At 60.1% G+C, this 20,539-nt stretch carries 20 protein-coding genes and 1 tRNA gene; 8 read left to right on the top strand and 13 right to left on the bottom strand.

The window, feature by feature from the left end; genetic code table 11:
- Nucleotide 1 precedes the first annotated feature (1 nt).
- Nucleotides 2-74: transfer RNA gene (locus AC07OG_RS23765), tRNA-Glu, on the bottom strand.
- Between the two features lie 385 nt (nucleotides 75-459).
- Here AC07OG_RS23765 and AC07OG_RS23770 point away from each other — a divergent pair.
- Nucleotides 460-1,218: a hypothetical protein gene (locus AC07OG_RS23770; protein ID WP_060540734.1), complete on the top strand. Its 759-nt coding sequence runs from the start codon at nucleotides 460-462 to the stop codon at nucleotides 1,216-1,218.
- A 75-nt stretch (nucleotides 1,219-1,293) separates the two neighbouring features.
- Here the strand turns inward: AC07OG_RS23770 and AC07OG_RS23775 are convergent, their stop codons facing one another.
- Nucleotides 1,294-2,055 carry an SDR family oxidoreductase gene (locus AC07OG_RS23775; RefSeq protein WP_060540735.1) on the bottom strand — a complete coding sequence of 254 codons (762 nt, stop codon included), beginning with the start codon at nucleotides 2,053-2,055 and terminating at the stop codon, nucleotides 1,294-1,296.
- Between the two features lie 236 nt (nucleotides 2,056-2,291).
- On the opposite strand from AC07OG_RS23775, the gene AC07OG_RS23780 reads away from it, so the two are divergent.
- Nucleotides 2,292-3,296 (top strand): NADP-dependent oxidoreductase, encoded by a 1,005-nt coding sequence (locus AC07OG_RS23780; RefSeq protein ID WP_060540736.1) that lies wholly within the window; start codon nucleotides 2,292-2,294, stop codon nucleotides 3,294-3,296.
- Between the two features lie 137 nt (nucleotides 3,297-3,433).
- Here the strand turns inward: AC07OG_RS23780 and pyrF are convergent, their stop codons facing one another.
- The 11 genes from pyrF to AC07OG_RS23835 form a co-directional block, all read right to left on the bottom strand.
- Complete coding sequence (gene pyrF, locus AC07OG_RS23785) at nucleotides 3,434-4,132, bottom strand: orotidine-5'-phosphate decarboxylase (RefSeq protein ID WP_495068246.1); 699 nt, start codon at nucleotides 4,130-4,132, stop codon at nucleotides 3,434-3,436.
- Between the two features lie 173 nt (nucleotides 4,133-4,305).
- Nucleotides 4,306-5,361, bottom strand: a complete 1,056-nt coding sequence (locus AC07OG_RS23790) for an AI-2E family transporter (RefSeq protein ID WP_060540738.1) — start codon at nucleotides 5,359-5,361, stop codon at nucleotides 4,306-4,308.
- 69 nt (nucleotides 5,362-5,430) lie between these two features.
- Complete coding sequence (locus AC07OG_RS23795; RefSeq protein WP_495068247.1) at nucleotides 5,431-6,237, bottom strand: DUF4892 domain-containing protein; 807 nt, start codon at nucleotides 6,235-6,237, stop codon at nucleotides 5,431-5,433.
- An 8-nt stretch (nucleotides 6,238-6,245) separates the two neighbouring features.
- Nucleotides 6,246-6,368 carry a hypothetical protein gene (locus AC07OG_RS23800; RefSeq protein ID WP_256352807.1) on the bottom strand — a complete coding sequence of 41 codons (123 nt, stop codon included), beginning with the start codon at nucleotides 6,366-6,368 and terminating at the stop codon, nucleotides 6,246-6,248.
- Nucleotides 6,369-6,418: 50 nt separating this feature from the next.
- The gene (locus AC07OG_RS23805) at nucleotides 6,419-7,273 is read right to left on the bottom strand and encodes an alpha/beta hydrolase (RefSeq protein ID WP_495068248.1); all 855 of its coding nucleotides are present in this window, start codon (nucleotides 7,271-7,273) and stop codon (nucleotides 6,419-6,421) included.
- The gene (locus AC07OG_RS23810; RefSeq protein ID WP_218425657.1) at nucleotides 7,270-8,076 is read right to left on the bottom strand and encodes an alpha/beta fold hydrolase; all 807 of its coding nucleotides are present in this window, start codon (nucleotides 8,074-8,076) and stop codon (nucleotides 7,270-7,272) included. The genes AC07OG_RS23805 and AC07OG_RS23810 overlap by 4 nt, the downstream gene beginning before the upstream one ends.
- A gap of 602 nt (nucleotides 8,077-8,678) precedes the next feature.
- Nucleotides 8,679-9,122 carry a hotdog fold thioesterase gene (locus AC07OG_RS23815; protein ID WP_042560476.1) on the bottom strand — a complete coding sequence of 148 codons (444 nt, stop codon included), beginning with the start codon at nucleotides 9,120-9,122 and terminating at the stop codon, nucleotides 8,679-8,681.
- A 32-nt stretch (nucleotides 9,123-9,154) separates the two neighbouring features.
- A complete protein-coding gene (locus AC07OG_RS23820) occupies nucleotides 9,155-10,822 on the bottom strand; it encodes an AMP-binding protein (RefSeq protein WP_495068249.1) in 1,668 nt (555 codons plus the stop codon).
- 70 nt (nucleotides 10,823-10,892) lie between these two features.
- A complete protein-coding gene (gene sixA / locus AC07OG_RS23825) occupies nucleotides 10,893-11,348 on the bottom strand; it encodes a phosphohistidine phosphatase SixA (RefSeq protein WP_060540743.1) in 456 nt (151 codons plus the stop codon).
- The gene (locus AC07OG_RS23830; protein WP_060540744.1) at nucleotides 11,345-11,692 is read right to left on the bottom strand and encodes a DUF4389 domain-containing protein; all 348 of its coding nucleotides are present in this window, start codon (nucleotides 11,690-11,692) and stop codon (nucleotides 11,345-11,347) included. Before AC07OG_RS23830 ends, sixA begins: the two co-directional genes overlap by 4 nt.
- Nucleotides 11,693-11,708: 16 nt before the next feature.
- A complete protein-coding gene (locus AC07OG_RS23835; RefSeq protein ID WP_218425654.1) occupies nucleotides 11,709-12,734 on the bottom strand; it encodes an NAD(P)H-dependent glycerol-3-phosphate dehydrogenase in 1,026 nt (341 codons plus the stop codon).
- Between the two features lie 195 nt (nucleotides 12,735-12,929).
- Here AC07OG_RS23835 and AC07OG_RS23840 point away from each other — a divergent pair, with 195 nt between their 5' ends.
- From AC07OG_RS23840 to AC07OG_RS23865, 6 genes are all read left to right on the top strand, one after another.
- Nucleotides 12,930-15,053 carry a TonB-dependent receptor plug domain-containing protein gene (locus AC07OG_RS23840; RefSeq protein WP_495068250.1) on the top strand — a complete coding sequence of 708 codons (2,124 nt, stop codon included), beginning with the start codon at nucleotides 12,930-12,932 and terminating at the stop codon, nucleotides 15,051-15,053.
- Between the two features lies 1 nt (nucleotide 15,054).
- Nucleotides 15,055-15,987: an ABC transporter substrate-binding protein gene (locus AC07OG_RS23845; protein WP_495068251.1), complete on the top strand. Its 933-nt coding sequence runs from the start codon at nucleotides 15,055-15,057 to the stop codon at nucleotides 15,985-15,987.
- Nucleotides 15,984-17,885, top strand: coding sequence for an ATP-binding protein (locus AC07OG_RS23850; protein ID WP_495068252.1), 1,902 nt, complete (start codon nucleotides 15,984-15,986; stop codon nucleotides 17,883-17,885). Before AC07OG_RS23845 ends, AC07OG_RS23850 begins: the two co-directional genes overlap by 4 nt.
- A 247-nt stretch (nucleotides 17,886-18,132) precedes the next feature.
- Complete coding sequence (gene fabA / locus AC07OG_RS23855; RefSeq protein WP_003179264.1) at nucleotides 18,133-18,648, top strand: 3-hydroxyacyl-[acyl-carrier-protein] dehydratase FabA; 516 nt, start codon at nucleotides 18,133-18,135, stop codon at nucleotides 18,646-18,648.
- Between the two features lie 11 nt (nucleotides 18,649-18,659).
- Nucleotides 18,660-19,880 (top strand): beta-ketoacyl-ACP synthase I, encoded by a 1,221-nt coding sequence (gene fabB, locus AC07OG_RS23860; RefSeq protein ID WP_007974551.1) that lies wholly within the window; start codon nucleotides 18,660-18,662, stop codon nucleotides 19,878-19,880.
- 390 nt (nucleotides 19,881-20,270) lie between these two features.
- Nucleotides 20,271-20,468 carry a hypothetical protein gene (locus tag AC07OG_RS23865; RefSeq protein WP_218425650.1) on the top strand — a complete coding sequence of 66 codons (198 nt, stop codon included), beginning with the start codon at nucleotides 20,271-20,273 and terminating at the stop codon, nucleotides 20,466-20,468.
- The last annotated feature ends 71 nt before the right edge of the window (nucleotides 20,469-20,539 follow it).

A 20,539-nucleotide genomic window follows, 5' to 3' on the forward strand; every position in this document is an offset into this window, starting at 1 on the left:
GCGTCCCCTAGGGGACTCGAACCCCTGTTACCGCCGTGAAAGGGCGGTGTCCTAGGCCACTAGACGAAGGGGACACACGTACAACATTCACTCCCTGCTTCGTTTCGCTGTGTGCTTTACGCTGCAAGTGGCGCGCATTCTATGGATGGATTGAGAGGTCGTCAACCCCCTGATATAAATTTATTTAAATCAATGACTTCGACCTGCTTTTGGGCGCCCCTGAGGATTTTCCGCTGGTCGACATCTGGCGCCTATATTCTGACACCTCTCAAGGCGTTATAGTCAGCCCAGTGATGGCACTCTCTATAGTAGGTGCCATCATTTATAGAAGCAGGGATGCGGCCGATACAATTACAGGGATTTCCGATTCCTCCCGTCGTGCGGGCCCGGGCGCATATATGCAAGCCACCGGACTCACAGGCAAACCTATAAGAAGAGGTCTTACCGGTGACACCACTCATGATCACCCTGCTAGTCGTAGCCGGGATCGCACTGCTGATCGTCATTGGCTACATGAACCATGTAGTGGAAAACAACAAGCTGGAAAAGGCCCGTACCAAGGCTGAACTCAATGACCGCTTGCGTCGCTGCGGCGAGATCACCGAAACCTTCCCCGGCCAGTTGATGACACCCGCGCTCAAGTTGCTGCTGACCCGCCTGGAACTGAACGTGTGCCATCGCCTGCTTAATCTGGAAAAATCCAGTGCCAACCTCAAGGCGCGAATCATCGAACTGGAAACCCTTGCCGCCCAGGGTGAATCCATCCCGGTCAACAACCCGCCGGCACCGATCCAGACCGAAGCCAAGGCCAAGGATGTACGCTTTTTACTCGAAGCCCTGCACGGCCAGATCACCCGCGCCGCACAGGACGGTTTCCTGCTGCCCACCGAAGCCAAACGCTGGATTCGCGAAGTCCGCCACATCCTCGTCCTGCTGCACATCGAGTTCTTCAACAACCTCGGCCAGCACTGCCTGCAACAGAACCAGCCCGGCCAGGCGCGCCTGGCGTTCGAACGTGGCGTGCAATACCTGCGCAAGCAACAGGAAGCACAGCTCTACGCCGAACAACTGGAGTACCTGGAAAAACTCCTGGCCCGGGCCAATGACCAGGTCATGGACCGCACAGCGCCGATGGAAGGCGAAGTGAATCAACTGACCCAAGGCCTCAAGGACGTCGAGGCGGATGCGGACTGGAAGAAGAAAGTGATCTACGACTGATCATGGGATGTTAAAAAGCCACCGAATGAGGTGGCTTTTTTATGTCGATTCGGGGGCGTGGCCTGCAAGCCGTCTTCAGAACGCCGTCACGCCACCATCCACAGCCAGCGAATGCCCCGTAGTGAAGGCCGCACCATCACTGCACAGATACAACACGGCGCTGGCGATTTCTTCGACCTTGCCGATGCGACCTACCGGGTGCATGGCATTGGCGAACTCGCCTTTTTTCGGGTCGGCCTCATAAGCGCGACGGAACATGTCGGTGTCGATCACCGCCGGACATACCGCGTTGACCCGAATCTTTTTCTTGGCGTATTCGATGGCCGCCGATTTTGTCAAACCGATCACCGCGTGCTTGGAGGCTGCATAGATGCTCATTTTCGGTGCTGCCCCGAGACCGGCAACCGAAGCAGTATTGACGATCGCACCGCCGCCCTGGGCCAACAACAGTGGCAACTGGTATTTCATGCACAGCCAGACGCCTTTGACGTTGACGCCCATGATCGCGTCGAACTCATCGAGCGTGCCATCGGCCAGCTTGCCTTTCTCGATCTCGATGCCGGCATTGTTGAAGGCATAGTCCAGGCGACCGTAGGTGGCGACCACTTCATCCATCAGGTTTTTTACATCGCTTTCCAGCGTCACGTTGCAGCGCACGAAGGTCGCTTCGCCACCCGCTGTACGAATCAGCGCCACCGTCCCTTCACCGCCCGCCGCGTCCATGTCCGCCACCACCACCTTCAGACCTTCGGCGGCGAACGCCTGGGCGGTCGCGCGACCGATACCGGCTGCTGCACCTGTCACCACTGCTACCTGCCCGGAAAACGTCATGCTCATTGCTGTGTCCTCGAAAAGAAGAAAACGGGGGATCGCCTGTTTTCAGTCTAGCGACAGGCACGCTGCCGGCGGCAGCACTATCAGAAGCCCGGTTGGACGCCCATGATTTGCAGTGATGGAACTGCCGTACCAACTATCACTGCTCTGGATCAACCTGCATTCGCCACATCAGCCAAACTTGCGGCATTGACGTTGAAGGGCTATCAACAAAGCTCCATTCATCTTGAGTGCCTGTCATGACTACCCAGACCAATCGCCAATTCCTGCTCGCCAAACGTCCTGTAGGCGCGGCGACCCGTGAGACGTTCACTTATCAGGAAGTACCGGTTGGTGAGCCGGCGGCGGGTCAGATACTGGTCAAAAACGAATACCTGTCCCTGGACCCGGCGATGCGCGGCTGGATGAACGAGGGCAAGTCCTACATCCCGCCGGTCGGTCTCGGTGAAGTCATGCGCGCACTGGGTGTAGGTAAAGTCGTCGCTTCGAATAATCCGGGGTTCGCGGTCGGGGACTACGTCAACGGTGCACTGGGTGTGCAGGATTATTTCCTTGGCGAGCCGCGGGGTTTCTACAAGGTCGATCCGCAGTTGGCGCCGCTGCCGCGCTATTTGTCGGCACTGGGCATGACCGGGATGACCGCGTACTTCGCCCTGCTCGACGTCGGTGCGCCGAAGACCGGTGAAACCGTGGTGTTGTCGGGTGCAGCCGGGGCGGTGGGCAGCATTGCCGGGCAGATCGCCAAGATCAAGGGTTGCCGGGTCGTCGGCATCGCCGGTGGTGCTGACAAGTGCAAGTTCCTCATCGATGAACTGGGTTTCGACGGCGTCATCGACTACAAGAACGAAGACGTCATCGCCGGCCTCAAGCGCGAATGTCCTAAAGGCGTGGACGTGTATTTCGATAACGTCGGCGGTGACATTCTCGACGCGGTGCTGAGCCGCCTGAACATGAAGGCCCGGGTGGTGATCTGCGGCGCAATCAGCCAGTACAACAACAAGGAAGCGGTCAAGGGGCCGGCCAACTACCTGTCACTGCTGGTCAACCGCGCACGCATGGAAGGTTTTGTGGTGATGGACTACGCCAGCCGATTCGCTGCGGCCGGGCAGGAAATGGCCGGCTGGATGGCCCAGGGACAGCTCAAGAGCAAGGAAGATATTGTCGAGGGACTGGAGACGTTCCCGGAGACGCTGATGAAGTTGTTCAGCGGGGAGAATTTCGGCAAGTTGGTTCTGAAGGTATGACCGTTATTTGATCTACCCATTTGCCAATGTGGGAGCGGGCTTGCTCGCGAATGGGGGTGTGTCAGTCAACATCAATGTTGCCTGACATGCCCTCTTCGCGAGCAAGCCCGCTCCCACATTTGGTTTTCAGCGATTGATCAGGCGAGTTCGGCCACCACCGCAGCCAGCGCTTTGGCCGGGTCTGCCGCCTGGCTGATCGGGCGGCCGATCACCAGATAGTCGGAACCGGCATCCAGCGCCTGGCGCGGGGTCAGGATCCGGCGCTGGTCGTCCTGGGCGCTGCCCGCCGGGCGAATCCCCGGGGTCACCAGTTGCAGGGACGGGTGCGCCGTTTTCAGGGCCTGGGCTTCCATTGCCGAGCACACCAGACCGTCCATCCCGGCTTTTTCGGCCAGTGCCGCCAGGCGCAGAACCTGCTCTTGCGGCTCGATGTCCAGGCCGATACCGGCCAGATCCTCACGCTCCATGCTGGTCAGCACGGTCACACCGATCAGCAGCGGCTTCGGACCGCTGCGCTGGTCGAGCACTTCACGGCACGCAGCCATCATGCGCAGGCCACCGGAGCAATGTACGTTGACCATCCATACGCCCATCTCCGCAGCCGCTTTGACGGCCATGGCAGTGGTGTTGGGGATGTCATGGAACTTGAGGTCGAGGAACACTTCGAAACCCTTGTCACGCAGGGTGCCGACGATTTCCGAGGCACAGCTGGTGAACAGTTCCTTGCCGACTTTGACCCGGCACAGCTTCGGGTCCAACTGATCGGCCAGCTTCAGTGCGGCGTCACGGGTGGGGAAATCCAGGGCGACGATGATAGGAGTCTGGCAGGCGGACATGAGTGGGCTCTCAGGCAAGTCGAAATCGGCGCGCATTGTAGCGGAACCAGCGCCGCTGCGGGACCCGATGATCGGTAAATCGTCGAGAACACTCAGCCAAGACTAGTCTTTGGGGCCATTGTGTCGAGTCCGATACAGACACGACACACTCTCGACACCCCCGCCTCAGGACTTCAGGGCCTGCGATCTTCAACGCGGGCTTGCGTCTTGCTCCAGTCAGTCAACAGGCTGTAAGCCACCGCCAGCAACGTCGGGCCAATGAACAAACCGATGAAGCCAAAGGCGATCAACCCGCCAAACACCCCAAGCAGCACGATCACCAACGGCAGGTTGCCGCCCCGGCTGATCAGGTACGGCTTGAGCACGTTGTCGACGCCGCTGATGATGAACATGCCCCAGGCGCCGAGAAATACCGCCATGCCGTACTCGCCCTTCCAGGCCAGCCAGGCCGTGGCCGGAATCCATACCAGCGGTGGTCCCATGGGAATCAGGCTGAGCAGGAAAGTCACGATACCGAGCACCAGCGCCCCGGGCACCCCGGCAATCAGGAAGCCGATAAGCGCCAGCACGGCCTGGGCCGCCGCAGTACCGATCACACCATTTACCACCCGCTGCACCGTACCGGCCACCAGCTCGATGTAATAGCCGGCACGCTGACCGATCAGGCGCTCCAGCAAGCCGTGAACAAACGCCGCCAGCCGAGGCCCGTCCCGATAGAAGAAGAACACGAAGACGATGCTCAGGGTCAGCTCGAGAATCCCGCCGCCGATCTGCGCGCTGCGCGCCAGCAACCAGTTGCCGACCTGCCCTAGATAAGGCTTGAGCGATTGCAGCATCGCCGCACCTTGCTGGTCGATGCTGTTCCAGATCCCCGTCAGGCGCTCGCCCACCAGCGGAATGCTGCCCAACCAGGCCGGAGCTTCAGGCAGGCCTTCGACCTGTGCATCCTTGATGAACGCCGTGGCATCGCGCACATGATCGGCAAGGTTGAAACCCAGCCATACCAGCGGAGCTGCTACCAGCACCATCCAGCCCAGCGTCAGCAATGCCGCCGCCAGGGATTCGCGGCCATTGAGCCAGCGGGTCAGCAGACGCATCAATGGCCAACTGGCAAAGGCCAGGACCGCGCCCCAGAACATCGCCGACCAGAACGGCGCCATCACCCACAGGCTCGCGCCAAACAGCACCACGAGCAGGATCTGCACCAAAAGGCGATCGTTATTGATCATCTGCAATCTCGAAAAAGTCAGTCAGCAAAAGAGTAGGCGAACGTGTCGCCCACGTTCGCCGGGTAAAGCCTACCGCAATAGTACGATGTGCAGGCCAGAGCCTTCGACACTGCCGGTTTCCAGGCGCGCCGCGCGTACGCCCTGGCCGATCAGCGCCTGACGCCAGGCCTCGGCATTTGCTCCGGAAACACTGACCCGCAGGGTGGTGTCCAGGTTCAGTCCGCGAGAAATCAGACGCAGCCAAGCGTCATCAGGTGCTGAAGTCAGTTTGGGGAAATCGAGTTCGCCGGTGCTCTTGAGTTCACGCAACAAGGTCGCCGACGTCGGCAGCAAATCGCCCAATGGCGCTGCGGCGTCGAACTGTTCGACGTGCAGATAGGCTTTGCGATTGCCACGGGTGATGCTGTAGAGCGCTACCAGGGTGTTGTCCCGGGGGGCGGCCAGACGCAGCAACAAATAGGCTTGTTGATCGTCGGAGCCATACAGCTTGGCATTGCCGAAGACTTCGTTGGCCCATAGGCTGCTTTCACCGCAATCGCGGGCCTGGCACCAGAACAGCAATTGCGCGTCCTGCTTCTGCAACGCCTCGCGGGCGGCGGTGAAGGCTTCGGTCGATGAATGTTCCGGTGGCAACTCGTAGGTCACCGAAGTGGCACTGCCACGGGTGCTGACCTGACCGTCGAAGCGCAACTGGCCGCTGATCTTGCGGATCGAGCCCAAGGGATAGATCCGCTCCAGTTCGGCTGCGGGGCGATAGTCGACGATCTGCGCGTCGGCCATGCGCGGCACGATCGGCAGGTCCTGACTTCCCGGAACATCGGCGGCAAACAACTGGGGGCTGAGACAGCATAGCGCCAACAGGCTGATGGAACGCACGGATAGACTCATTGGATCAGCATGGCCTGGGCATCCTTGACGACAGTGGCTTGATCGGGGCGTTGCGGCGCCCAGGCAGTTCCACCGATGGCGCGATCGACATTCGGGGTCGCGGTGTAGAGATCTATCATGGTTGTCTCCCTTTTCAACCCGCCCAGCCTCGACAGTTGCCCGGCGCAAGTCAAGGAATGGCGAAGAACCGATTGAAACAGTCTGCGACAAGATCCGCACCGGCTTCGTCATTCAGGTGCAAATGGTGCCCGCCTGGCAGCTGTTCATGGCTAAAGGGTAGACGTTCCAGCAACTCGGGATGTTTGGCGAGCATGCCGTCGGCAGCCACCACCAGTTTCGCCGGACAGCTGACTCGCTGGACGAAAGCCATGGCCTGCTCGGTGGTCAGACGCAGCGGCGATGGCAACGTGAGACGACTGTCTGTGCGCCAGGTGTAACCGCCCGGCACCGGCATCAGGCCACGTTGCGCCAGCAGTCCGGCGGCTTCACGACTGACTGCCACCAGACCTTTCATGCGCACCTCGATGGCATGATCGAGTGTGTCATAGACCGGTTTGCGCTTTTCCCGCAGATCCAGCTGCGCCTGCAGGGCCATGCCCATGCGTTCGGCGGCGTTTTCGCCTTTGTCGGTAGGAGGAATGATTCCATCGATCAACGCCAGGTGAGTGACACGCTCCGGCATCGAACCGGCAATGATCAATGAAGCGATGGCACCCATGGAGTGCCCCAGCAGGGCAAAACGCTGCAAGCCCAGTTGTTCGGCGACCTGCAGTACGTCATGGGCATAATCCCACATGGCGTATCCGGCACCCGGCGGGCGGTGTCCGGAATGGCCGTGGCCGGCCATGTCCAGGGCGATGATGCGCAGGCATTTGAGCTTGGGCGCCAGGCGCGCGAAGCTGTTGGCGTTGTCCAGCCAGCCGTGCAGGGCAATGACCGGCAAACCGTCTTGCGGGCCGAACAAGTGCGCCGCCAGCTCGATGTGCGGCAGGCTCAGGCGGACTTCTTCGAAGACGTGGTTCATGCGCAATCCTGTTGTTGGCGGCCATCCCAGCGGTTGAACAGATCTTTCAACAACGAGGCGGTATCCAGCGGTCGCTCAAGGGGAAACATGTGGCCGCCGGGCATGGTCAGGGACTCGCCCTGGGGCAGGCGGCCGACGGAACTGGAATGGTGACGCATCACCACGCGGCTATTGTGCCCGCGCACCACCGCCAGGGGCACTTTCAATTGCCGGGTGCTGCCTGGACTGGTGTGTGGAACGCCACGGTAGATGCTGATTTCCGTGGCCGGGTCGAAACGCAGGCGCAGCTTGTCACCCACCTGGTGCAGGCCATGCTGCAGGTAGGCATCAAAGCATTCCGGATCGAAACCGCGAAACAGGGTTTTCCCGGCAAAATAGCGACGGGCACTTTCCAGGTCGCAAAACTCCTCGCGACGTCCCAGGGTGCGTCCGGCCGGGGTCAGGCGGTCGATGAAACCGAAACGCTTGGCCGCGCGGATGACCCATTGATCGGTGCGGGTCAGTACCGGTGAATCGAGCATGACTACGCCGCGATACAGCTCGGGACAACGCAATGCCGCGTGCAGGTGCAACACGCCACCGAAGGAGTGGCCAACGCCCCACACCGGTTGTGATTGCTGCTGCAGGTGATGAATCAGCTCATCGACCAGGTTGTACCAGTTGTCGTCCGCCGGGAAGCGCGGGTCATGGGCGTGTTGCTCCAGATGCGTCACCTGAAACTCGGGTGCCAGCGCCGCAAACAACTTGCCGTAGGTCCCGGAAGGAAAACCATTGGCGTGGGCGAAAAATATCTGTTGCGACATACCTGCAAATCCATGAGCGAGAACAGGGGTTCATTGTCCGCAAGGAAACATCTTGCAGCAATGACCGTAACTGACAGGAATGATGACAGTCAGGTCAGATCAATCATGGGGGGCTGTTGAATCGTTTGCCCCTCACCCCAGCCCTCTCCCAGAGGGAGAGGGGGCCGACCGAGGTGTCTGGTGTCATACATCGACCTGAGAAATCGAGTCGATTATGGATTCGCACAGCACTGTCAGGTCGCATTCTAAAGAAACCCACGATCAGTCCCCTCTCCCCCCGGGAGAGGGTTAGGGTGAGGGAGCTAACCCAAGAGTCGAGCTGATTACGGATTCACCCCAGCACTGTCAGGTCGCATTATTTTTAAAGAAACCCACGATCAGTTCCCTCTCCCTCCGGGAGAGGGTTAGGGTGAGGGAGCTAACCCAAGAGTCGAGCTGATTACGGACTCACCCCAGCACTGTCAGGTCGCAGTATTTCTAAAGAAACCCACGATCAGTCCCCTCTCCCCCTGTAAAAGGTGTAAACGATGTCCCCGGTCTCATGTGTAAAGGATGTACCGGTCTCTACAGTGAGGGATCGATCCAACTGCGCGAACCCGATCTCAACGTGCCGGCGGCTGCTCACCCAGCGGCACCACCGCCATGGTCAAGCGCGACACGCAACTGGCCTTGCCTTCGTCGCTGGTCAAGCGAATATCCCAGACATGGGTCGTGCGCCCGATGTGAATCGGCTTGGCCACCGCCGTCACCCGCCCGCTGCGCAGCCCACGCAGATGATTGGCGTTGATTTCAAGGCCCACGCAATAGAACTTGCTGGCGTCGATACACAGATAGCTGGCCATTGAGCCCACCGTTTCGGCCAATACCACCGAGGCGCCACCGTGCAGCAAGCCGTAAGGCTGGTGAGTGCGGTGATCGATGACCATGCTCGCGGTCAGGGACTCTTCGTCGAAGGCTTCGAAACGGATATCCAGCACTTCGCCAATGGTGTTTTTCTGGATTGCGTTCAACTGTTCGATGTTGGGAGTGGTACGCCACAGGCTCATCGCAGATTTCCCTTATTGGTTTTGTTCGTCCATCAATCCTGCCACAACACGGCTTCGCTGCGCTCGCTCCACTCTTCGAAGCGCCCGCCGTAAGCCGCTTCGATCACGTTGCGCTTGATCTTCAAGGTCGGCGTGAGAAAGCCGTTTTCCACCGCCCAACTGTCCTTGACCACCACCAGGCGGCGCAAACGTTCGTGCTTGTCGAGGGCGCTGTTGACCTCTTCCAGAAGTTTTTCCAGGCTCGAATGCAATCCGGCGCGCGCAGACCCGCCGGCATCCTGTTGACCGACCGCGGACAACACGCACAACCCCAGCGGCGCACTCAAGCCATCGCCAACCACACAGACCTGTTCAATGCGTGAGTGCACCGCCAGGCGATTTTCGATCGGCGCCGGAGCCACGTATTTGCCTTTGCTGGTCTTGAAGATTTCTTTCAGGCGCCCGGTCAGGCGCAGGTTGCCTTCGGCGTCCTCCTCGCCCTTGTCGCCGGTGCGCAAAAAACCGTCTACGGTGAGGGTGTCGGCGGTTTTTTCCGGTTCCTTGTAATACCCGAGCATGGTGGCGCCACTGCGCACCAAAACCTCCCCCGTGTCGTCAATCCGCACTTTGACATCCGGGCAAGGCTTGCCGATCCAGCCCGGCTTGTTCTGCCCCGGCAAGCAGATATGCGAATAACCGCAGCTTTCGGTCATGCCGTAGACCTCCAGCACATCCAGCCCCAACTTGCGGTACCACAGGAGCAAGGTCTGCGGCACCGGCGCAGCACCGGACAAGGCTACGCGCAGGGCATCGAGCCCAAGCCCGACCAGGACCTTGTGCCCGACCCGCTTGCCGATAAATGGCAGGCCGAGCAGGAAGTCGAGGCGTTTGGCCGGGATTTTGCCGTAGACGCCCATCTGGAATTTGGTCCAGATGCGTGGCACGCCAAACAGTGCCGTTGGCCGCGCCCTTTGCAGGTCAGTCAAAAAGGTGTCGAGGCTCTCGGCAAAGAATACCGTTTGCCCCGTATAGATCGACGCCATCTCGACGAACATCCGCTCGGCCACGTGGCACAGCGGCAGATACGACAGAAGCCGGTCCGATTCATTGAGGCCGAACAGTCCGGTGCCGCGAGTGGTCGCAAACCCCAGGTTTCCGAAGCTGTGCATCACCCCTTTGGGCACGCCGGTGGTGCCAGAGGTGTAGATGATGGTTGCCAGTTGATCGGCAGCGGGCTTTGGGTTGTCCTGGATCGGTGAGCTGCGTAGCAGATCGCTCCAGGCGAAATCAAAGGTGCCAGGCGGATGCAACGGCAGGCTGATGGTCGGCAGTTGCGGGTTGACCCCGCGGGACATCCCCGGCCAGTCGTCGAGTTTGCCGATGAACGCCAGCGCCGCTTCGGAATGCTCAAGTACCTGGGCAACTGACTCTGCGGTGAGGTTCGGGTACAGCGGCACTGACACGTGCCCGGCCATCCAGATCGCCAGGTCGGCGATGATCCAGTGCGCGCAGTTTTTCGATATCAGGGCGATGTGGCTACCCTGGGGCAGTTCCCGCGCGCGCAACCAGTGGGCTGCGCAACGGGCCTGATGACCGACGTCCGCCCAGGTCAATGTCTCGACCTGGCCGCCTCCGACAGGCTGCACCAGGAAGCGCTGCCGGGGATGACGGGCCTCACGCTCGTAGAAAACGTCCAGCGGCAAACGAAAAGCAGCAGACATGCGACTCGCTCCAGTGTTTTTTTTGTTCTGGAGCAAGCGTAGTCAACCAAGCAAGTGCTTGGTTATTTTTTTAAGGATGCTTGATGCTGTCGAGCGTCATCGACCCGACCAGAAGCTCATCACCCTTGATTTCTGCCAACCCGGCGGTGCTCACCTTTTCCGGCGGGTATCCCGCACCGTGTTGCAGGTAGCTCAACAAGTTGCCCACCAGCGGGTTGTGACTGACCAGCAGGACGTCACTCACCGACACCAGTTGCTCGGCCACTTTGTCCGAATCGGAGTCCGGGGTCAGCCAGTCGACGGTGCGGATTTCCGGTTCGAAGCCCAACGTCTCGCGCACCAGTTGCGCGGTCTGCTGTGCGCGCAGGTAAGGGCTGGCATAAATCGCAGTCAGCGGTTGCCCCATCAACAACGCGGCGCTGTGAAGCACTTCCTCGCGCCCCCGCTCCGTCAGCTCCCGCTCCGAATCGTGGACGCGCGAACCGTGTGGCACGGCTTCACCATGACGCAATACCCAGAGTTTCATAGTTTGGGTTCCTCATCTCGTACCGGATGCGGTGCGGGCGCCACGGCATGCGGTGCTTCACCTTCCGGTGTGCGTGGCGTCGGCCAGTCGGCGAACGGCCAGGGCTTCTGGTCGCTGTGAAAAGTGCCGAAACGACCGATCTGTGCCAGGAACTGGCTCAGGCTGTCGCCGAAGTTCATCAAGCTGGCGCTCGGAGCGCCATAGACCAAACGATAGATCAACTGCACCAGCACGACGCCGCCCAGGATGAACTGCGCCACTTGCCAGATCACTACATAGACGACCATCCACAACACCCGCAGCAGGATGGATTCGTACCGGGCTTCTATTTTCGGATCGTTCATGCGAGCTCCCTGATGCTTAGTTGAAACCACTGGTGGAAATGAAATCGACGTCGGTTTTCGGCTCGCCACGCATTAACAGACCAATGACCTGCTCCAACGTGCGCCCTTCGAACAGAATCGCGTGCAACCCGGCGACCAGCGGCATGTACACACCGACTTCCTGGGCCTTGGCCTTGAGCACCTTGAGGGTGTTGACCCCCTCGGCGACTTCGCCCAGGCGCGTGACCGCCTCTTCCAGGCTCAGGCCCTGGCCGAGGGCGAACCCGACCTGGTAGTTACGGCTCTTGGGTGAAGAGCAGGTGACGATCAGGTCACCCACGCCGGCAAGCCCGAGGAACGTCATCGGGTTGGCGCCCTGGTTCACCGCGAAGCGGGTCATTTCCGCCAGCGCCCGGGTGATCAGCATGCTTTTGGTATTTTCCCCCATGCCCAGCGCCACCGCCATGCCGGCGATGATTGCGTAGACGTTCTTCAGGGCCCCACCCAACTCCACGCCGAAACGGTCGGCGCTGGCGTAGACGCGAAAAGTCCGGCCATGCAAAGCCGCCTGGACCTGCCGGCACAGCTCTTCGTCTTCACTGGCAACCACAGTCGCGGTCAGCGCGTGTTCAGCGATTTCCCGCGCGAGGTTGGGCCCCGACAACACACCGATGCGAGCTTGCGGAGCGATCTCTTCGAGAATCTCGCTCATCAGTTTGAACGTCTGGGCTTCGATGCCTTTGGTCAGGCTTACCAGCAACTTGCCAGTCAAGCGTTCGGCATGGGGCACCAGCACCGAGCGCAACGCGCTGGACGGCAGTGCAACGAAACACAGCTCGCAGGCTTCGAGGGTGGCCACAAGGTCGGTGACCGGCGTGACGCCGGGCAGAATCTTGATGCCTTTGAGGTAGCGCGGGTTCTCGCGATTGACCCGAATGGCCTCGGCCTGCTCGGGGTCACGCATCCACTGCAGCACCTGATGCCCGTTCTCGGCCAGCAGATTAGCCACGGCGGTACCAAAACTTCCGCCTCCCAGGACCGCAATTGGGCGCTGTTCAGTCATATGCAATCCGTTAATCCATACCAGTGGCGATGTTGGCATTATACGGAGCGGCCCATCCTCGACCAGCCCCGCTGTTAATTACCGACTTTTGTAGGAAGAAGCCTGATAGGTCCACGGAAAATGCCAGCATCGTCAATGGAAAAGTCGATCAGCTCGGTTAACATGCGCGCCATCCATCGTTGACAGGGATGTGCTGTGACCCCGGATTTCGCTTCATCACGTTCGCCGCTGGTGCTGGCGCTGATCTTCAGTTCGCCATTGCTGGCCGACGACCTGTTTCTCGACGGTGAGGAAATGCCGCAAGTGTTGACGGCCACGCGCCTGAAGCAGTCGCCGGCTGCCGTGCCGGGGAGCATGACCGTGATCGATAGCGCGCTGATTAGCGCCAGTGGCGCCAGGGACGTCAGCGAACTGTTGCGTCTGGTGCCAGGAATGATGGTCGGCAACATCAGTGGCAATCAGGCGGCAGTGAACTATCACGGCACCAATGCCACCGAAGCACGGCGCATGCAGGTATTGATCGACGGCCGCTCGGTCTACCGCGCCGGCCTGGCGGTGGTGGACTGGAGTGACATCCCGGTAGCCATGGAAGACATCGAGCGCATCGAAGTGTTTCGCGGCCCGAACACGGTCAGTTACGGCGCCAATGCCCTGATGGCGGTGGTCAACATCATCACCCGGCGACCGGCCGACAGCCACGGCACGCGCCTGAAGGTGACCCGGGGGCAGCGTGGCATCAACGATTTTTACGCCAGCCAGGGTGTCGGCTGGGATGACGGTGACTTGCGACTGTCCCTGTCCGGCCAGCAGGACGATGGCTTCGACTACGACCGCAGGGGCGCCGATTACCATGACAGCCGTCGCCTGGACCGCTTCAACCTCGCGGTCAGTCACACACTCGACGAACGCCAGAGCCTCGATTGGCAATTGAATGCCAAGGACGGCACCAATCAGCGACCCTATGACTACCGTCCGGTGTTTTCCGGGATAACCAGAGCCGGCGACAATTCCGACGTCACCTCCAAGGATTACGCCGGCTCCTTGCGCTGGAATCTGGACTTCAACCCCGATCACAGTCTGTATGTCCAGGGCTCGGCCCAGCACTGGGATCGCCAGCAAACCTGGCGTGCCTGTGATGCCGAGATTTCGTTCAGCCCGCAACTGACCGAACTGTGGCAGCTCAACCCGAACTACACCGAACGCCTGGCCCGCAATATCACACGGTTCATCGGCTCCGGCGCACCACCCGGCACCCCGGCCGAGCAGGCGCTGGCCAATCAGGTACTCGAGCAATGGCGCAACGGTGCCAGTCAGACCGTCTGTGGTGACATCGACCAGAGTGTGCGCGAATCGCGCTACGACCTGGAACTGCAGGACACCCTGAGCCTGTCCGACAGCCTGCGACTGGTCAGCGGCTTGAACTATCGTTACGACCGGGCGGATTCCGAGACCTACTTCGATGGCACGCTCGATGACACGACGTGGCGGGCATTCGGCCAATTCGAGTGGCGCGCCACGCAACACTGGCTGCTGCAAGGCGGCGCCATGTACGAAGACACCCGCTTGATCGGCAGCTCACTGACCCCGCGCGTCGCCGTCAATTACCTGATCAACCCGCGCCACGGCTTGCGTGCGGTGTATTCTGAAGCGATCCGTTCGCCGGACATGTTCGAGGACAACGTCAACTGGAGCTATCGGGTCAGCAATCTGCGACCCGGGGCCTTTGGCCAGTCCAGTGCCCGTTACTTCGTCAGAACCCGCGGTCCCGGTGACCTCGAACAAGAGCACATGCGCTCGCGGGAACTGGGCTACAACGGCTATTTTGCCGAGATCGGGCTGGCGCTGGATGTGAAGCTGTTCCACGACGAAATCACCGGCATGATCAGCGAACCACTGCGCAACAATCAGTACATTGCCAGTAACTCGAACAAATCACGCTTCTCAGGCGCCGAAACCCAGTTCGACTGGCGGCTCGGCAATGCCGATCGCCTGCGGCTGACGTATGCCTATGTCGATGCCGACACCAGCGATCCTCTGGACGCCAGGCAGACTGCGCGCAACAGCGGTTCTGCCGGCTGGCTGCGCGACTGGGGGCGGGGCTGGAACAGCGCCCTCTTCTACTATGGCGACGATGCCCTCAATGGTTACCGCTTCGAACGGGTCGATGCACGCATCGCCAAGCGCATCGGCCTGGGCAAGGCCAATCTGGAACTGGCCGGCGTGCTCCAGCAACGCCTGGACAACCAGCCGACCACCTTCGTCGATAACAATTATGACGAGCGCCAGGTGATGTACTTCAGCGCCGAGCTGGAACTTTAAGATGCTGCATTGCCAATCATGGAGAACGCCAGGCCTGGGGCGCCTGATGGCGGTGCTATGCCTGCTGCTGAGCAGTCTTGCAGGCAGCCCGCCAGGTCATGCTGCGAACATTCTGCTGACCGCTGCCGAAGAAACCCCCGGTATGCAGGCGTTTACTCAAGCCCTGGCCGAGTTGCGGCCGAGCGACAGCGTGCGCTTCCAGGTGCTGGCCAACTTACCTGGGCCAGGCAAACTGCCTGACGATACCCGATTGATTTTGCTCGACCTGCCGAGCCTCGATTGGCGCCTGCAAGATGCACAGGGCCCGGCCACGCTGGTGTTGCGCATCAGCCGCCTGCAAGCACGGCAACGCCTGAACACCAGCCTGCCACCCCGGCTCAGCCTGCTGTGGAGCGATCCCCCGCTGGAACGTCAGTTGCGCCTGACCCGCCTGTTATTGCCTCAGGTCAAACGGGTCGGCGTGCTCTATGACACGCACAGCGAATTCCTTCTGAGCGAATTGCGGGAGTCGGCCCACCCCTTGGGTCTGGAGGTGGTCCCTCAGCGCTGGGACGATACCCGCGACAGCCGTCCATTAAACAAACTGCTGAGAAAATGCGAAGTCCTGCTCGGCTTGGACGACCCCGACCTGTACAACTCGTTGACCGCGAAAAACCTGCTGCTGAGCAGTTATGCACGCCAGCTGGCGCTGATCGGTCCCAATGCCGGTTTCGTCAAGGCCGGCAGCCTGGCCAGCACTTACAGTGATCAGAGCGATTGGCTGGCCATCCTCGACGAATTGCTCGACCGACCGCCGGCGACCTGGCCGCGCACGCAATACCCGCACCGATTCAAGGTCGCAAGCAACCCGCAGGTAGCTCGCTCATTAGGCATCGAACAGATAAACGAAGCGTCAGTCGCAAAATTGCTGGCCGAAGGAGAACGCCGCCCATGAGCTTGCGTCGCAGCTGGGACATCAATACCCGCACCCAGCTCATCAGCCTCGGCCCTGCCCTGCTGCTGACATTGATGTTGATCAGCTTCTTCACCTTCGTGCGCATTCAGGATTTGCGTCAGGAGATCACTCACACGGGTCAGTTGATCGCCAACCAACTGGCCCCCGCCACCGAGTACGGAGTGATCTCGGGCAATAACGAAGTGCTTGAAAGTCTGCTCAAAGCCACCCTGGCCACGCCCAACGTGCGTTTTCTGGAGGTCCAGGACAGTGCCAACCGGGTGCTGGTGTACGTCGAGCAACCCACCGCACACCACAATCGCGCGCAACAGGTGGAAGTCTTCCAGGCGCCTGTCCGGCTGCAACGGATCGCCTTGCAAAACGATTTTCTGCAGAGCGGCAAAGTCGCCACAACCACCCCGGGCGAGGACTATCTGGGCCGGGTCATTGTCGGGCTTTCCAACGATGCCTTCAGTCGGCGCCAGCAGGAAATCCTGCTCAAGGCGGCGATACTGGCGCTATTCGCACTGTTGTTCACATTTTTGGTGGCCCGGCGCCTGGCCAGCAGTCTGTCGCAACCGATCCGCGATATCGGCAACGCGGTCAAGGCGATCCAGCAAGGTGATTACAAAAGACCGCTGCCCATCGTCGACGACACCGAGCTGGGAGCGTTGTCGCAACACATCAACAACCTCGCCGGAGCCCTTGAACAGGCCAGTCGCGAACAGCATCAGGCAATGGCTCAGTTGATCCAGACCCGTGAAGAAGCGGAAATGGCCAATAACGCCAAGTCCGACTTCCTCGCCATGATGAGCCATGAATTGCGCACGCCGATGAATGGCGTGCTGGGCATGCTGCAGTTGCTGGAAACCACCGACCTCACCGAAGAGCAGGTCGAATACGCGGCGCTGGCCTGCGAATCCACCGAACATCTGCTCAAGGTCATCAACGACATTCTGGATTTCTCCCGTATCGAGCGCTCGGAACTGGAGCTCGAACACATTGCGTTCAACCTTGCCGACCTGATCGCCAGCTGTGCCCAGTCGTTCCATCACAGCGCTGCGCAACGCAGGCTCGATCTGCAATTGAGAGTCCCCGAAGACATGCGCGGGTTGCAGGTGAAAGGCGATCCGACGCGCATCCGCCAGATACTGGTCAACCTGATCGGCAACGCGCTGAAATTCACCGAGCAGGGAAACATCAGCATCGAAGCGCAGTGGCAGTCGCTGGATCACGAATTGCTGTGGTTCACCTGCACCGTCCGTGACAGCGGCATCGGCATCCCGGCCGAGAGCCTGGAATTGATGTTCAACGCCTTTCAGCAGGCCGACAGTTCCATTTCCCGGCGCTATGGCGGTACCGGGCTGGGCTTGCCGATTGCGCGCACCCTCGCCGAACGCATGGGTGGCACGCTACGCGCCCGGAGCGAGGAAGGTCTGGGTTCGGCGTTCACCCTGGAAATCCCCCTGGCACTCGATCAACACACACAACCGACCCCGACCCCGCGCGCGCCAAGCGGCAACAGCGACGGTGAGGGGCGCAATGTACTGCTGGTCGAGGACAATCCGGTCAACCAGACGGTCATCGAAGCCATGTTGCGCAGCCTGGGTTTCAAGGTCAGCATTGCTGGCGACGGCGCGCAGGCGGTACGCAGTGCCGAGAGTCTGATTTTCGAGGCGATTCTGATGGATTGCCGGTTGCCGATCATCGATGGCTATGAGGCCACTCGGCAAATCCGCCAGTTGCCCGGATGCTCCGATGTGCCAATCATTGCCCTGACCGCCAACGCCTTGCAGGGCGACCGCGAAGCCTGTTTGTCAGTGGGCATGAACGATTACCTGGCCAAGCCGTTCAAACGCACTGATTTGCAGCAAATTCTGCAGCGTTGGGTGCAGTAGTGCAGGCCTTTCGACCATCTGCGACTGGCGTGAAAGGCGAAAGTGCGGCAGTCTTAGGCACCTCGACTGGCCCGAAAATGGGCTTGAATAATAATTTCAGTGCACAAGTGTACATTCATGTCCTTGGTACTGTGACTTTCACCACAACGCAATAGTCTATGAGTAGGCTGCCGATTCGAGGCATGAACGCGTCGATCGGCCGGGAAGATCTGCCCCACCTGCCGCATGGGATTATTGAGGAGCTCGCATGACCAAACAAAACGCCTTTACCCGGGAAGACCTGCTGCGCTGCAGTCGCGGTGAGCTGTTCGGCCCTGGTAACGCGCAACTGCCCGCCCCGAACATGCTGATGGTCGATCGCATCACCCTGATCAGCGAAGAAGGTGGCAAGTACGGCAAAGGTGAATTGGTCGCCGAGCTGGATATCACCCCGGACCTGTGGTTCTTCGCCTGCCACTTCGAAGGTGACCCGGTGATGCCAGGCTGCCTGGGCCTCGATGCCATGTGGCAACTGGTCGGCTTCTTCCTCGGCTGGCAAGGTCTGCCGGGCCGTGGCCGTGCGCTGGGTTCGGGCGAAGTGAAATTCTTCGGCCAGGTCCTGCCAACCGCCAAGAAAGTCACCTATAACATTCATATCAAGCGCGTCCTCAAGGGCAAGCTGAACCTGGCCATCGCCGATGGTTCGGTTACCGTCGACGGTCGCGAAATCTACACCGCCGAAGGCCTCCGGGTCGGCGTATTCACCTCCACTGACAACTTCTAAGGGTTATTCGCATGCGCCGCGTCGTTATCACTGGTCTGGGCATTGTTTCGTGCCTGGGCAATGACAAAGAGACCGTCTCCGCTAACCTGCGTGCAAGCCGCCCTGGCATCCGGTTCAACCCGGAATATGCCGAAATGGGTCTGCGTAGCCAGGTTTCCGGCTCCATTGACCTCAACCTTGAAGAGCTGATCGATCGCAAGATCTATCGCTTCGTCGGCCACGCGGCAGCTTATGCCTACCTGGCCATGAAAGACGCCATCACCGACTCCGGCCTGACCGAAGAGCAGGTGTCCAACCCGCGCACCGGCCTGATCGCCGGTTCCGGTGGCGCATCGACCCTCAACCAGATGGAAGCGCTGGACATCCTGCGTGAGAAAGGCGTCAAGCGCGTCGGCCCATACCGTGTAACGCGGACCATGAGCAGCACCGTTTCCGCGTGCCTGGCCACGCCGTTCAAGATCAAGGGCCTGAACTACTCCATCGCTTCTGCCTGCGCCACCAGTGCTCACTGCATCGGTACCGCCATGGAACAGATCCAGATGGGCAAGCAGGACATCGTCTTCGCCGGTGGCGGTGAAGAAGAGCATTGGAGCCAGTCGTTCCTGTTCGACGCCATGGGCGCCCTGTCCAGCAAGCGCAACGACACGCCGGAAAAAGCTTCCCGCGCCTACGATGCCGACCGTGACGGCTTCGTCATCGCCGGCGGTGGCGGCATGGTTGTGGTTGAGGAGCTGGAACACGCTCTGGCTCGCGGCGCGAAGATCTACGCCGAAATCGTTGGCTACGGCGCGACTTCCGACGGCTACGACATGGTTGCCCCAAGTGGCGAAGGCGCGATCCGCTGCATGCAGCAGGCGCTGTCCACCGTCGACACCCCGATCGACTACCTCAATACCCACGGCACCTCGACTCCGGTCGGCGACGTTGCGGAAATGAAAGGTGTGCGTGAAGTGTTCGGCGACAAGGCTCCAGCCATCAGCTCGACCAAGAGCCTGTCGGGTCACTCCCTGGGCGCCGCCGGCGTTCACGAAGCGATCTACTGCATGCTGATGATGGAAGGCAACTTCATTGCCGGCTCCGCCAACATCGACGAGCTGGATCCGGAAGTGGCTGACCTGCCGGTGCTGACCAAGACTCGCGAAAACGCCACCATCAACACCGTGATGAGCAACAGCTTCGGTTTCGGTGGCACCAATGCCACGCTGGTACTGAAGCGCTGGGAAGGCAAGTAATTCCCCGCCGCTGAGCCGCACATGAAAACGCCCCGACTGGTTCGGGGCGTTTTTTTTGGTCTGCGAAAACATCATGCCCCAACACAAACCCCCTGTAGGAGTGAGCCTGCTCGCGATAGCGGTGGATCAGCCACCATCATCGGTGACTGACACTCCGTCATCGCGAGCAGGCTCACTCCTACAAGGGTCTGTGGCGTGCTGAAAATGAAACTTCTGTCATGCAACCAATCGCCCTGTGACCGAATGTCGCGGATTTAGCGGGCTGCAGCACTGTTGCGGTTTTCGCAAAAATACATTGCACAAAGCGAAGGTTTACTTAGCAAGCTAACAAACTCTATAACTGAGTCCTGCACACGCCTTGCTGCAGATATCAGAGATTGGAGCTAGCAGATGACTGTAAAAGTGACTGAACGCGACGATTCACACATGTCCCATGAAGGCGTAGCCGCCGGGGTACGGATCTGGGATGTGCATCAACAGGATTTGTTGGTGGGGATGTTCCACAACGAGATCGACGCCCACAATTACAAGGCCGAACTGGAAGTACAGGAGTGGCAACGCGAGCTGCAATCGGCACAACCTGCATAAAAAACGCCCCCCTGTAGGAGCGAGCAGGCTCGCGATGGTCGCTAACGATAACGCGGGAAGTCTGATTCCCC

This window comes from Pseudomonas sp. GW821-FHT09H03, assembly GCF_059415945.1.